At 65.7% G+C, this 13,390-nt stretch carries 12 protein-coding genes; 5 read left to right on the plus strand and 7 right to left on the minus strand.

Annotation, left to right across the window (positions count from 1 at the left end; translation table 11 throughout):
- Nucleotide 1 precedes the first annotated feature (1 nt).
- Nucleotides 2-415 carry a hypothetical protein gene (locus tag JOF56_RS51040; RefSeq protein WP_209646666.1) on the plus strand — a complete coding sequence of 138 codons (414 nt, stop codon included), beginning with the start codon at nt 2-4 and terminating at the stop codon, nt 413-415.
- Between the two features lie 105 nt (nt 416-520).
- Here the strand turns inward: JOF56_RS51040 and JOF56_RS51045 are convergent, their stop codons facing one another.
- The 6 genes from JOF56_RS51045 to JOF56_RS51070 form a co-directional block, all read right to left on the minus strand.
- Nucleotides 521-2,116 carry a monocarboxylic acid transporter gene (locus JOF56_RS51045; RefSeq protein WP_209646667.1) on the minus strand — a complete coding sequence of 532 codons (1,596 nt, stop codon included), beginning with the start codon at nt 2,114-2,116 and terminating at the stop codon, nt 521-523.
- A complete protein-coding gene (locus JOF56_RS51050; RefSeq protein ID WP_209646668.1) occupies nt 2,113-2,457 on the minus strand; it encodes a DUF485 domain-containing protein in 345 nt (114 codons plus the stop codon). The genes JOF56_RS51045 and JOF56_RS51050 overlap by 4 nt, the downstream gene beginning before the upstream one ends.
- Nucleotides 2,458-2,521: 64 nt before the next feature.
- Entirely contained in the window at nt 2,522-4,261 is a 1,740-nt protein-coding gene (locus tag JOF56_RS51055; RefSeq protein WP_209646669.1) for a sodium/solute symporter, read from the minus strand.
- Entirely contained in the window at nt 4,258-4,605 is a 348-nt protein-coding gene (locus JOF56_RS51060) for a hypothetical protein (RefSeq protein WP_372448335.1), read from the minus strand. Before JOF56_RS51060 ends, JOF56_RS51055 begins: the two co-directional genes overlap by 4 nt.
- Entirely contained in the window at nt 4,605-5,348 is a 744-nt protein-coding gene (locus tag JOF56_RS51065; RefSeq protein WP_209646671.1) for a LytR/AlgR family response regulator transcription factor, read from the minus strand. Before JOF56_RS51065 ends, JOF56_RS51060 begins: the two co-directional genes overlap by 1 nt.
- On the minus strand, nt 5,348-6,403 hold the full coding sequence (locus JOF56_RS51070; RefSeq protein WP_209646672.1) for a sensor histidine kinase: 1,056 nt from the start codon (nt 6,401-6,403) through the stop codon (nt 5,348-5,350). The genes JOF56_RS51065 and JOF56_RS51070 overlap by 1 nt, the downstream gene beginning before the upstream one ends.
- 371 nt (nt 6,404-6,774) lie before the next feature.
- On the opposite strand from JOF56_RS51070, the gene aspS reads away from it, so the two are divergent.
- Nucleotides 6,775-8,016 (plus strand): aspartate--tRNA(Asn) ligase, encoded by a 1,242-nt coding sequence (gene aspS, locus JOF56_RS51075; protein WP_209646673.1) that lies wholly within the window; start codon nt 6,775-6,777, stop codon nt 8,014-8,016.
- Nucleotides 8,017-8,065: 49 nt separating this feature from the next.
- Nucleotides 8,066-9,028, plus strand: coding sequence for a magnesium transporter CorA family protein (locus JOF56_RS51080; RefSeq protein ID WP_209646674.1), 963 nt, complete (start codon nt 8,066-8,068; stop codon nt 9,026-9,028).
- A 4-nt stretch (nt 9,029-9,032) separates the two neighbouring features.
- On the opposite strand, the gene JOF56_RS60570 is transcribed toward JOF56_RS51080, so the two are convergent.
- On the minus strand, nt 9,033-11,171 hold the full coding sequence (locus tag JOF56_RS60570; RefSeq protein ID WP_209646675.1) for a CLIPPER-2 domain-containing protein: 2,139 nt from the start codon (nt 11,169-11,171) through the stop codon (nt 9,033-9,035).
- Between the two features lie 123 nt (nt 11,172-11,294).
- On the opposite strand from JOF56_RS60570, the gene JOF56_RS51090 reads away from it, so the two are divergent.
- Nucleotides 11,295-12,068, plus strand: a complete 774-nt coding sequence (locus JOF56_RS51090) for a bestrophin-like domain (protein WP_245381014.1) — start codon at nt 11,295-11,297, stop codon at nt 12,066-12,068.
- A 100-nt stretch (nt 12,069-12,168) separates the two neighbouring features.
- Nucleotides 12,169-13,353 carry a glycosyltransferase gene (locus tag JOF56_RS51095; protein ID WP_209646677.1) on the plus strand — a complete coding sequence of 395 codons (1,185 nt, stop codon included), beginning with the start codon at nt 12,169-12,171 and terminating at the stop codon, nt 13,351-13,353.
- The last annotated feature ends 37 nt before the right edge of the window (nt 13,354-13,390 follow it).

Genomic DNA, 13,390 nt, shown 5'->3' on the forward strand with positions numbered 1-13,390 from the left:
GATGGGCATCCTCCGCTACATCGTCAGCGGCTTCATCCAGCGCAGGATCGCGTGGCGCACGATGAACGCGGCGGCCAGAGTTCTGGGCGCGCGAAGGGGAACCGTTGTCCAGGACTATCGGGCCGGCGACCTGCTGACCCCACCCGGACTTTTCATCGTGACGATTCGCCCCGGCAGTGAGGACGAGGTCACCCAGCAGCAGTTGGAGTCAGCGTCCAGCGCGGGCTACACCGGCCAGAAGTTGGTGACCGGCGGCCCGCAGCGTTACTGGACGTTCGCGCGGCAGGAGAAACTTCCCTCTTTCTCGTTCGAGACGTTCCCCGCCGGAAGCATGTTTCGCGATGGTGAGGGGCCGGTCCCCGAAGGACACACCGGTGTCGTGGTGAACCTCGGCACTTCCTACAAAACCTGGTGAACAGGCGAAAGGGCCATCCTCCGCAGGCGGCAGGATGGCCCTTTCTCTTCCCCAGCCCCAACCCCAACACTGCGGCCGAGGCTTGCCCCAAGGGCTGTGATTCTCCTAGTGCGCGACTGCCTTCTCGGCGCCCACACCGGTCAGCGCGCGCACCTCCATCTCGGCGTACTTGGCGTCGTCACGCTCCTTGGAGGTGATGGTGCCGATCCAGCCCAGCAGGAACGAGACCGGGATGGACACGATGCCCGGGTTGGACAGCGGGAACAGGTCGAAGTCCGCGGACGGGAACATCGCCGAGGCGCTGCCGGACACCGCCGGTGAGAAGACGATCAGCAACAGGCACACCGCGAGACCGCCGTAGATGCTCCACAGCGCACCGCGGGTGTTGAACTTCTTCCAGAACAGCGAGTACAGAATGGTCGGCAGGTTCGCCGAGGCGGCCACCGCGAACGCCAGGGCGACAAGGAAGGCGATGTTCTGGCCGTTGGCCACGATGCCGCCGGCGATCGCGACCGCGCCGATCACCAGCGCGGTGATCCGGGCGACCTTGACCTCTGCGGCCGGGTCCGCCTTGCCCTTCTTGATCACACTCGCGTACACGTCGTGGGCGAACGACGCGGACGCCGTGATGGTCAGACCTGCGACCACCGCCAGGATCGTCGCGAACGCCACGGCCGCGATGAATCCGAGCAGTACCGGTCCACCCAGTGCCTGTGCCAGCAGTGGTGCGGCGGAGTTCGCCTTGCCGGGCGCGGCGTTGATCGCCGCGGGCCCGACCAGCGCACCGGCGCCGTAGCCGAGGACCAGGGTGAACAGGTAGAAGATGCCGATCAGCCAGATGGCCCAGACCACCGAGCGGCGGGCCTCCTTGGCCGTGGGCACGGTGTAGAAGCGCATCAGGATGTGCGGAAGTCCTGCTGTGCCAAGCACCAGGGCCAGTGCCAGCGAGACGAAGTCGATCTGGGTGAGACCGGTCTTGCCGTACTGCTTGCCCGGGTCGAGGACGGCCGCGCCGCCCTTCTGCGCCGCGTCGCCCAGCAGCGCGGACAGGTTGAAGCCGTACTTGCCGAGGATCCACAACGTGATCGCGGCGGCACCGGTGATCAGCAGGGCGGCCTTGATGATCTGCACCCAGGTGGTGCCCTTCATGCCGCCGATCAGCACGTAAACGATCATGAGGATGCCGACGACCGCGATCACCAGTGCCTGACCGGTCTTGCTGGTGATACCCAGCAGCAACGCGACCAGACCGCCGGCGCCGGCCATCTGTGCCAGCAGGTAGAAGAAGCTCACCGCGAGCGTGGACGTGGCCGCCGCGGCCCGGACCGGACGCTGCCGCATCCGGAACGCCAGCACGTCACCCATCGTGTACTTGCCGGTGTTGCGCAGCAGTTCCGCGACGAGCAGCAGCGCGACCAGCCACGCCACCAGGAAGCCGATCGAGTACAGGAAGCCGTCGTAGCCGTTGAGCGCGATGGCACCCGCGATACCCAGGAACGACGCCGCCGACAGGTAGTCGCCGGAGATGGCGATTCCGTTCTGCGGGCCGGTGAAGGCGCGTCCGGCGGCGTAGTAGTCGGCCGCCGTGCGGGAGTTCTTGCTGGCGCGGAACACGACAACAAGCGTGACCACGACGAACGCACCGAAGATCGAGATGTTCAGTGCCGGGTTGCTGCCCGCGACAGCCTGAGCGAGGTTCACTTGCCGTCCCCCTCGATCTCGTCACGGATCTTCTGAGCCTGGGGGTCGAGATCCTTGTTGGCGTAGCGCACGTACAGCATCGTGATCACGAAGGTGGACACGAACTGCAGCAGCCCGAGAATCAGAGCCACGTTGATGTTGCCGATGACCTTGGTGGACATGAAGCCGTGCGCGTAGTCGGCCAGCAGCACGTAGACCAGGTACCAGACCAGGAACAGTCCGGTCATCGGGAACACGAACCGGCGCAGCCTGCGCCGTAACTCGACAAAATCGGGGCTGGCTTGGACCGCCTCCCAATCCTGGGCGTCTGGCGGCCGTGTGTCAGGCGAGACGGTACTCACGCAACCTCCCTGTCGCGAATGTGTTCCGCGACACCTTAGGAGGGAGGTCTGGACCTTGGTTCGCTCATCGGACAAACCGCCGAACCATGCGACGAACGGTTGACGAACGGTCGAGACCGAAGGTCGAGTGGCCTGGATCACGTTCCTGTTCACGCAGGTGCAGCCGCAACATCGCCGTGGTCGCCCAGGGTGGCGGGCGGCCGAACAGCGAAACCACCACCATGGTGCCGAATGCGAGCGGAACCGACCAGGGCGCGGGCTGTGCCACCAGAATCGCCAGCCAGCCGCCGACCGGCGGGCCGAACAGCGTCATCACGATCGAGGCGGCGGTGGCGAGCAAACCCACTGCCACGCCTGCGATCGCGCCCGGAGCTGTGAGCCTCGACCACCAGATGCCGAGCACGAGCAACGGGCTGAAGGTGGACGCCGCGACCGTGAATCCCCATGTCACAAGGGTTCCCGCGTCCAGCCGGGCCGCAGGCAACGCCAGGAGCACCACCACCGCGGCGGACAACACGACGGTCACACGCAGTTGCCGGAGACCACCAGCGAGTAGGTCATGGGAGATCGCGCCGGACACAACGAGCAGCAAACCCAGTGAGGTAGCCAGGAAAGCCGCGAACGCACCCGCGGTCAGTAACGCGGTGAACGCATCCCCCCACACTCCGTTATCCACTTGGGACGGTAGTGCGACAACTGCAGTATCCGTCGCACCCGTTAGGTAGAGCTGCGGTACCAGCACCCGGCCCAGCACCCCGTAGATGCCGGGGAACAAGTAGAACGCGCTCAGCAACACGACCGTCAGCGCCGCGGTTCTCCTTGCGGCACGGCCGTTCGGGCTGGTGTGGAAGCGCATGAGCACATGCGGCAGCCCCATCGTGCCGAGCATGGTCGCGAGCAGGACGGCCCACGTTCCCAGCAACGGATATCCGGCGCCCTGCAGATCGATCAGCGGACGCTCCCAGCCCGGTCCACCCGGCGGGGTCTGCCCTCGAACGCCGGGCACCGGAGCGTTCTTGAAAAACGTGTACTCGCTGCCCGCCTGAACCGGAAAATCCCCAACAGGCAACGTGATCGTGCTGCCTCTGGTCCGGACTCTCGTCGGCTCGCGGACTTCCAGCGTGACGGCGCTACGGAACGTCACAGACGTGTCGTGGCCGAAGTGCGTGAACTCCACCGGGTGCAGCGCCTCTTCCCGGATGTCCGGTCCGACCCGCAGCAGCAGCCAGATGGCCGGGATAATGAAAAGCACGAGTTTCAAACAGAACTGGAACGCCTGGACGTACGTGGCCGCCTTCATCCCGCCCAACGCGAGCGTCACACTCACCACGGCGCCGGCGATGACCACCCCGACCCAGTACTGCGATCCACTCACGACACTCAGCACAAGCCCAGCGGTCCGGAACTGCGGCACAAGGTAAAGAACGCCGATCACCAGAATCGCGACCGCGGCCAGCCTCCGCAACGGCGGCGACGCCAGCCTCGCTTCGGCGAAGTCCGGCACAGTCAACGCCCCCGACCGCCGCATCGGCGCAGCCACCAACGCCAGCATCGCGATATACCCGGCGGTGAACCCGACCGGGTACCACAGCGCCCCCACCCCATCCTTGACCACAAGCCCAGCCACACCGAGAAAAGAAGCGGCCGACAGATACTCCCCCGACACAGCCGCCGAGTTGAGCAACGGCGAAACCCGGCGCGACGCAACAAGAAAGTCCGACGTCGTCCGCATCGCGGCCACCCCACGCAGACCGATCAGCAAAGTGATCAGGACAACCGGAGTAACAGCCAGAGCGGCGATCACGCCTCATCCTCCGGCCGCTCAGCCCGCCGCAACTGCCAGACCGCCAGAAAAACCATAGCCGGAAACGGAACAACGACAACAGCCAGCCAGGAAACCGGAATCCCCCACACCCGCATCGAATCCAACTGAGGCCACACCTCAAACCCCAACGGCAACAACAGAACAAGCGCGAACAACCAGCCGACCGCCACCATGGCCCGCCGCCGCTGAACCCGGAAAAGCCGCTGCGCCCGCTCCACATCCGCCGGATCAAGCACAGGAACCCGCCACCGCCCCCGCGCCCGCCTGCGCGCATGCGCCAACCGAGTCTGCGGACTGGTAACAGCAACCCGACGATGCGGCATCAAGACCGCCGATCGAGTTCGCCGCGTTGGGCCGCGGCGAGCAAGCGTTCGCGCAACTCCCGGGAATGCCGTCGGGACACAGGCACGTCGCCCACGTCTGTGTGCGCGAGCAGGCCGCCGGCGGAGTCGCTGCGCAACTCGCGGACGGACCCCAGTGCCAGCAGGAATCCTCGGTGCACCCGGACGAAACCCGAACTCTCCCAGTATTCCTGCAGCCGGGAGATCGGCATCCGGACCAGGTGGGAACCGGCCTCGGTGTACAGCCGCACGTAATCCCCATGCGCCTCAACGAAATGCACATCGCTCCGGCGCACATAGTGAGTCCGCCCAGCGGTCTCCACCGGCAACGCGGCCATGGCGTCGAGGCGAGGCGCCGGCTCGGCGTGCCGGGTGACCCGTGCCAAGGTATCCGCCAGACGCTCCGCTCGCAGCGGCTTGAGCAAGTAGTCGACCGCGCCGATGCCGAAGGCGGCGACCGCGTGCTCCTCATGTGCCGTCACGAACACGATCGCGGGTGGGTCGCTCAGCTTCGTCAGCAGCGAAGCCAGCTCCAGGCCGTCGAGTCCGGGCATGGAGATGTCCAGGAACACCGCGCCGAACCGGCCGCTCTGGATCATTTTCAGCGCGGTGATCGGGTCGCCCGCGCCCGCCACCTCGTCGACTTCCGGGGCGTCGTTGAGCAGCCGGCAGAGTTCGTCGAGCGCTGCGGGAACGTCGTCGACCGCGAGGACGTTGAGGCCCATCAGGGCATCACCCCTGGCTGGAACATCGGCACGCGGACGACCACGCGTGTGCCGGCGTCCGGCGCGGTCTCCACCACGAGCCCGAACCACGAACCGTAGACGTTCCGCAGCCGACGGTCCACATTGGTCAACCCCACACTGTCCCCTTTGCCCTGACCGGCGAGAATGCGCTCGGCCACGACCGGGTCCATGCCGACCCCGTCGTCCTCGATGCTGATCACGCAGTCCGACCCCTCGGCTTCGCCCCGCACCTGCACGAGCCCTGTCCTGGCCCGTGGTTCGATCCCGTGGCGCACCGCGTTCTCCACCAACGGCTGCAACACCAGATACGGAATCGCGACCGCCAGCACTTCCGGCGCCACCCGGATCTGCACACGCAGCCTGTCGCCCAGGACCGCGCGCTGCAACGCCAAATAGGTCTCGATCGCATGAAACTCGTCGGCGACCGTTGTGTAGTCGCCGTGACGAGCCAGGCTGTAGCGCGTGTAGTCGGCGAAATCGAGCATCAGTTCCCTGGAACGGTCCGGATCAGACTTCACAAGCGACGCGATCACCGTCAGCGCGTTGTAGACAAAATGTGGCGAGATTTCGGCACGCAGGGCGCGCAGTTCGGCTTGGGCGGCCTGGTCGGCCAACGACTCGAGCCGGTTGCGCTCCAGCGCGTCGCCGATCCAGTCCGCGATCTCCCGCACCGGCGACATCCGGCTCGCCCCGGCCACGACCAGCACACCCAGCAGTTCGTCCCGCGCGTGCAACGGAACCGCTACTGTCGGCAACCGCCCGGCCCGGGTCTCGCGGTGCAGCACGTCGTCGACCAGCTCGTCGGTGTCGACGCCCTTCGGCGCCTGCCCGACCCATTCAAGACGGCCCGACAGGTCGGCCAGCCCGACCCCACTGACGCCCAGCAACCTGCGGATTCCACGCACCGCCGCACGTACTCGCGGCCCCGACAGGCCGCCCGCGAGGTCGCCTGCCACACGCCTGGCCACACCCAGGGTCGCCAGCTCGCCCCTTCTCCAGGGCTGCCGTGCCCCCGCGCCGGGCACCACCGACATCGCCGCTCCAACCGCGTCGACCGACCAAGCCCCAGATCTTACGTGCCTGCCCTGGTCAGACGCTCGACGTGAGCAAAGCTGCGCGAAAATCGGTAAGTGCTCCGCGAGCTGACTGCCTATCCTTCTGGCAACGCGTCGACGGAGACAAGTAGCCAGGGAACGCGCGAGCCGGAGAGAGCCACCGGTAGCTGGAAAGGTGGCCTCGCGTCCCCGCGGTGAAGACACTCCTGAGTGCGGGGAGGAAATGCCCCGCCGGCCGGCCCCCGTCATCGGGCTTTCAGAGGCCGCTTCGGCGGTGAAAGTGCGGTGGCACCGCGAGTTCCCTTCTCGCCCGCACTCCCAAGGGGATGTTCCTTCACCAGGGAGTCCCGATGATTACCCGTATCCTCGCGGCAGACGTGCCCCGGCACATCGGCAGCCGCGTGCGGACAGCCGGCTGGATCCACCGCCGGCGTGAGCTGAAATCCGTCACATTCCTCGTCATCCGCGACCGGTCCGGACTGGTCCAGGTCGTGCTGACCGAGCCGGTCGAGCTGACCGAGGAAACCGTTGTGCAGGTCGAAGGCATGGTCACGGCCAGCGAACAGGCGCCCGGCGGCGCGGAGATCACCCAGCCGGTGATCACCGTGCTCAGCGAGCCCGCGAAAGCACCGCCGTTCGACCTCTACCGGCCGAGGCTCTCCGCCACGCTGCCGACGATCCTGGACAACGCGCCCGTCGCCTTGCGGCACCCCGGAATGCGCGCGCAGTTCGCGATCACCGCGGCCAGCGTCGCCGGGTTCCGGGCAGCCCTGGACGCCCAGGGGTTCACCGAGATCCACACGCCCAAGATCGTCGGCACGGTCACCGAGTCCGGCGCGAACGTGTTCGGCATCGACTACTTCGGCCGCCGTGCGTACCTCGCCCAGTCCCCTCAGCTGTTCAAACAGTCGCTGGTGGGTGTGTTCGAGCGGGTCTACGAGGTCGGACCGGTCTTCCGGGCCGAACCGCACGACACCACCCGGCACCTGGCCCAGTACACCAGCCTGGACGCCGAACTGGGCTTCATCACCGACCACCACGACGTGATGGCCGTGCTCACCGAGACCCTGCGCACGATGGTCTCGACGATCGGGGAACGCTTGCCGGAGGTCGAACTGCCGGTGGTCCCAGCCGAGATCCCGGAGATCCACTTCGCGAACGCGTTGGCACTCATCGGCGCACAGCCGGACGAACCCGACCTGGCGCCAGCGCACGAACGCTCCCTTTCGGACTGGGCGCTGCGCACACACGACTCAGAGTTCTTGTACGTCACCGGATACCCGATGCGGAAACGTCCTTTCTATACACATCCGGAACCCGGACGACCAGACCACTCCAACAGTTTCGACCTGCTGTTCCGCGGAGTCGAACTGGTCACCGGAGGCCAACGGCTGCACAGCTACGCCGACTACCTCGCGGTCCTGCCGGACCCCGAGCCGTATCGGAGTTATCTGGACGCCTTCGCCTACGGCATGCCACCGCACGGTGGCTTCGCACTCGGCCTCGAACGCTGGACCGCCCGGCTTGTCGGCGCGGCGAACATTCGCCAGACCACGCTCTTCCCACGTGACCTGAACCGTCTCTCGCCATGACCGACGCGGGTCCCCGCGCATTCGGGGACCCGCACTAAAGTGGCTGGGTATGACGCGTTCGCGGGTGTATCGGCATGGCCGGCTGGAATCAGAGAACTTCGCACCCGAGCAGCTCGCGGACAATCTGGCCGATCCGGACACGACCGTCTGGCTGGACCTTGCCGCACCGGGCAAGCAGGACCTCGCCGAGATCAGCCGCCTGCTCGGCCTGCACGAAATCGCGGTGGAAGACGCCACGCAACAGCACGAACGCCCCAAACTGAGCCATTACCCCGGCCACGCGCTGATCATCGCGTATGCCGTGGAAACCCTGGAATCCGGCGAGTTGCGAGCCTTCGAACTGGCTGTCTTCATAGCGAAGCAAACGCTTGTCACAGTGCGCAAGGACCCGGCCTTCAACATGGAGAAAGTGGTCACCCGCTGGGACGCCGAGTCCGAAATAGACGGCGTCGGCTACCTCCTGCACGGCGTCCTCGACTACATTGTGGACAGTTACCTGGACGCTGTGGTCGCCCTGGACGACCGCACCGAGACCCTCGAGGACGACATCTTCACCCAGGCGCCGAACTCCGCGGACATGCAACGCCGGTCCCTGTCGATGCACAAGAGCCTGGGGCAGTTGCGGCGCAAGGTTTCGCCGATGCGCGAGGTGCTGACGCCCTTGATGCGCCGCGACAGCGCCATCTACAGCGAGCACATGCTCCCCTACTTCCAGGACGTGCTCGACCATGTCCTGTGGGCGTCCGAGCAGGTGGAATCCCTGCGCGACCTGGTCGCCACCATCCGCGACACCCAGCTCAACCTCCAGGGCAACCGGATGAACCTGATCATGAAAAAGGTCACCAGCTGGGCGGCGATCATCGCCGTCCCGACCGCGATCACCGGCTTCTACGGCCAGAACGTCCCCGTCCCCGGCGTCGACCACCCCCTCGGCCTGTGGATCTCCACCATCGCCATCGTCCTGGTCTCGATCACCCTGTACGCGACGTTCAAACGCAAAGACTGGCTGTAGGACCTCACTTTTTCGGCCGGGCCGTTGCGCTGATAGCGCCGACAGTGACGAAGGTGCTCACGGCCGCGAGGCCGGCGACGAACATCGCTATTGGAGCAGGTGGGGCTGGGGGGACAGCGGCCGCCTTCTTCACCGGAGGCTGCTCGGTCACTGGCGTGACGACAGAGACGGTCGTCGTGATTGACCTGGTCACGGTGTCGCGGCGGGTGGCGATGAGTTGGCCGTTCATGATCGGCGACGCGGTCACGGTCAGCTCGGTGGTGAGCCGCTCCCCCATGACGACCTGGCAGGTGTACGTCGTCGACTTCTTGGGGGCGAGGTCACCGATTTCGCGCGTGCACTGGGGTGGGGTGCCGGTCACGCGCACTGCGCCGAGTGGGATGCCGGTTGGATTGCCCACTGTCACCGTGAACGTCACGACTTCGCCGGGGCGCGCGGCTCGGGTGGACGGCTGAACGGTGAAGTCGATCTTGGGGTGGACGACCGTGAAGGCCGCGCGGGATTCGCTGGTGACCTTCTTGCCGATCTTGTCGGTCCCGGTCGCGGTCACCATGTTGGTGAAGCCCTCGTCACCTGCGACGACTGTGCACTCCAAGATCTTCTCCATGCCTGACGGGAGTTCGCCGGGCTCGAGTTTGTCGCAGGCGTCGACTTGCTTGTCGTCCACAGCGACACCGGTCAGAGGCGTGTCACCGGTGTTGCGGACCGTGATCGTGTAGTTCACTGTCTGTCCGCTGAGGACAGTCGTCGGCGATGCGGTCTTCGTGGCCGCGATCGCGGGCCGGATGATGTCGAGCGATGTCGTGGCCTCGGCGGCAAGCTTGTCGCCGATCAGGCTTTGGCCGGTCACTCGCGCGGTCAACTGCTTGTCCTGTTCGGGCGCGGCGCGGGTGCAACTGGCTTTCACCGACTGCCCGGCTTTGAGTTGATCAATGGTGTGGTCACAGCCGAGATCCTCGGTCAGCCGGACGTCCACCGCAGGCGCACCACCGGTATTGGTGACGAGAACCATTTGGGTGATCTGGTCACCTGGATGTGCGGCGTTTTGCTCCAACGAGGTCACGATGGTCAGCTCAGGACGGGGAGCAGACACGGCGATACCGCCGACCAGGTATGCATCCATCCCGCTGGTGAACGACAGGTTGGCGCCGGCGTCGCCTGGCCTCAGCACATCACCGCCGACGTCCAGGGTCTGCACATCCACGCTCATGTTGTTGAGTGCGTTGGGATTCACGCGTCCGTCCGCACTGGACACGAAGAAGTTGCCGGTGCCACCGGCGTTGCGGCCGTTGATCACCAGCTCGTCGCCGGGGACCGCCCAATCGCCTTCGAACCCCGTGACGCTGAAACGAGACGTCCCACCAGCGGGTTTGACCGCCGGGAGCCGGGCATCCGCCTGGCTTCGGCCGCTGAAGGCGTGGACGTGGGCGTCGAACACCGTGACCTGCTTGCGAGCCGGTGCGACCTTGGGCTGCGGCCGGTCGAACGCCCAGACCGCCACCAGCGACCAGCCGCCGAAGCAGTCAAACCCTTGTGGCGTCCAGACATTGCCGACGGTCACGGTCACCGGGCCGGTCACCGCACGCAACTCGCCGGTCACGTCTGCAGATGCGCTGTAGAACTGGTGGTCGATGTTGGACAGGTCGTTCAACGCGTCTTCGGTGTAGCGAGCCGGTTTCACGGCAGCGGTCTTGTCGTTGACGGTCAGTGAGACTGCCTGCTGCTGCGGCAGGCCCGGCGGTTTCGTGCCGCGTCCACAGGGGACGTTCGCCGGCTCGCCGGTGTCGCCCGCCCAGGTCAGTTTGGCGTACGCGATCCTGGCGCCGGCCGGAATGGTCAGCCGGGCGGTGGAGGAGTTGAAGGTGCTCGCGTTGGAATCGACGTCCGCCCAGGTCATCGGGTGTCCGTTGTTCTGCGCCGACGGACCGCTGCCGACCCGGTTCTGCGCGTCGAGGCACAGTTTCACCGGATAGTGTCCTGGTTTCGCCGGACAAGCCGTGACAGTATTGCCTATTGCGGCAAAATCGCCGTAAACGGTTTCGTCGTAGGCCACCGGCAATGCCATCGGATCGACTGCGGAGGCCGCCGGGGGCGCTGAGAGAATGAGCAATGAGAGTGTGCCCATCAGGCCCCATATGCGCACATCGACCTCCATACGACGAGTAACCGGACCATAGGTCACGTCTGTGACGACCCGCCAGAACGTTCACCCCTATCGGTGGATTTCCACCGACACCATGGATTTATCCACAACGGTGTGTCAAACATGATTGCCGTGCCGGGCTACGTGTATCTGCTGGTTGTCGGATCAATGTTGATCACTGCGGTCGTCATGGTTTTCGCGGGTCGCAGAAAACGCGCAAAGGAGGGTGAGTACAACTCCGACGCTCTCGGCTTTGTCGGCGGCGTGTTCAACGCGCTCTTCATCGTGGTCCTCGCGTTCTACACGGTGATCACCTGGACCGAGGCCGACACCACCGAGCAGCACACGGCGGCCGAGGCCGCCAGTCTCGTGGAGATCTACTGGCAGGTCGCAAGCGTTCCGGAACCGGAACGCGACCAGGTCCGCGCTTTGGTACGCGAGTACACAGCCGAGGTCGCCGACCGCGAATGGTCATTGATGGATCAGCGAAAATCGGACCCCAAAGCAGATGATCTTCTCGTCGCGCTGCGCGCCGAAATCACCCGGATCCCCGCCGAACCGGAACCGGTCGCGGCAGCTCGCGACGCCGCTCTGGAAAACGTCCGTACCGTCACTGACGAGCGACGCGCCCGAATCGAACAGGCGACCGGAGATAGTTCGCTACTAAAATTGTTGCTGTTCGGAACAATTGTCGGCGGCGTGGCGATGGTGACGTTTCCGCTGCTGATCGGTTTCAGCGCCGACTTGCGGCACATCCTCAGCCTGGCCGCACTGGCCGGCATCCTGGCCTTCACGGTTTACTTCGCCATCGAACTCGACCAGCCGTTCCGCGGTTTGATCAGAGTGGAGCCCGACTCGTTCCGGACGGCGTTGACGGAGTACCAGCGGATCCCCTGATCCCTCCCATTGAAACGTATATCAGAGTGGGGGGCTTGCGGCAAGACCCCGGTCCTGGTCCAGACTTCTGCGCCGGAGACACGTACAGGGGAGAGTTTCAATGCGTTTGCTGTTGACGACAATCGGGTCACGCGGCGACGTCCAGCCAGTGGTAGCGCTGGCGGCGCAGCTGAAGGCCCTGGGCCAGGACGTCCGTGCCTGCGTCCCGCCCGACTTCCGCAGTCAGTTCGCGGATCTCGACATCCCGTTCACCCCACTCGGCCCAGAACTGCGCTCGACCGGCAAGTCCAAGCCGCCCACCGCCGACGAGGCCCGTAAAATGGTGGAAGACTCAGTCGCCGCCCAGTTCGCAGCGGTCCGCGCGGCGGCGGAGGGCTGTGATGTCATCGTGCACGGCGGCTATCTCGTGGTGGCCGCCCGAACAGTGGCTGAGCAGATGGGCATCCCGTACGTCATGGCGGCGTACTGCCCGGTGTTCCTGCCCTCCGCGCACCACGCCCCACCCGTCTACCCAATGCTCGGCCAGAAACCGGCTTCCGACGAAGCCCTCTGGGAACTCGACACCCAACGCTGGAACAACACCTGGAGCGCGCTGCTCAACTCCCACCGAGCCGAAGCCGGCTTGGCCCCCGTCGAAGACGTACGCAGCCACCTGTTCACCGAAAAACCATGGCTCGCGGCTGATCCGACGCTGGCCCCGGCCCCACCGGACGTGGACGTCGTCCAAACCGGAGCCTGGATCCTCCCGGACGACCGTCCACTGTCACCAGAACTGGAGGCCTTCCTCGACGCGGGCGAGCCCCCGATCTATTTCGGCTTCGGCAGCATCCGCGCCCCGGAGAACCTCAGCAAGAACATGATCGAAGCCGCCCGGAACCTAGGCCGCCGCGCCATAGTCCTACGCGGCTGGGCCGAACTGTCCCTGGTGGACAACGAACCCGACTGCCTCTCCATCGGTGAGGTCAACCAACAGGCCCTCTTCAAACGAGTCGCCGCCACAGTCCACCACGGCGGAGCCGGCACAACAACAGCAGCCACCCAGGCCGGCGCACCCCAAGTCGTCATCCCCCAGCACGTGGACCAACACTATTTCGCCCAACAGGTCCAAGCCCTGGGAATCGGAACCGCCCACACCTCAGGCACCCCCACAGCAGACTCCCTAACCGAAGCCCTCGCCCAAACCCTCACCGCCCCCAAGGCCACCCGAGCCAAACAAACCGCCGACAAAGTCAACCCCGACGGCGCCACCACCGCCGCCCGACACCTGATCGCAATGCACAACTAGTCTCAGGACGACCCTCGGCCCCCCGATTCCCAGCCTA

This window comes from Kibdelosporangium banguiense, assembly GCF_017876405.1.
GTDB classification, from domain to species: Bacteria; Actinomycetota; Actinomycetes; order Mycobacteriales; family Pseudonocardiaceae; genus Kibdelosporangium; species Kibdelosporangium banguiense.

What these genes read in the sequence shown, in the direction of transcription:
- JOF56_RS51040 (WP_209646666.1), top strand. Translation starts at nt 2, where the DNA reads ATGGGCATCCTCCGCTACATCGTCAGCGGCTTCATCCAGCGCAGGATC.
- JOF56_RS51060 (WP_372448335.1), bottom strand. Translation starts at nt 4,605, where the DNA reads ATGCCGCATCGTCGGGTTGCTGTTACCAGTCCGCAGACTCGGTTGGCG.
- JOF56_RS51065 (WP_209646671.1), bottom strand. Translation starts at nt 5,348, where the DNA reads ATGGGCCTCAACGTCCTCGCGGTCGACGACGTTCCCGCAGCGCTCGAC.
- JOF56_RS51070 (WP_209646672.1), bottom strand. Translation starts at nt 6,403, where the DNA reads ATGTCGGTGGTGCCCGGCGCGGGGGCACGGCAGCCCTGGAGAAGGGGC.
- aspS (WP_209646673.1), top strand. Translation starts at nt 6,775, where the DNA reads ATGATTACCCGTATCCTCGCGGCAGACGTGCCCCGGCACATCGGCAGC.
- JOF56_RS51080 (WP_209646674.1), top strand. Translation starts at nt 8,066, where the DNA reads ATGACGCGTTCGCGGGTGTATCGGCATGGCCGGCTGGAATCAGAGAAC.
- JOF56_RS51090 (WP_245381014.1), top strand. Translation starts at nt 11,295, where the DNA reads ATGATTGCCGTGCCGGGCTACGTGTATCTGCTGGTTGTCGGATCAATG.
- JOF56_RS51095 (WP_209646677.1), top strand. Translation starts at nt 12,169, where the DNA reads ATGCGTTTGCTGTTGACGACAATCGGGTCACGCGGCGACGTCCAGCCA.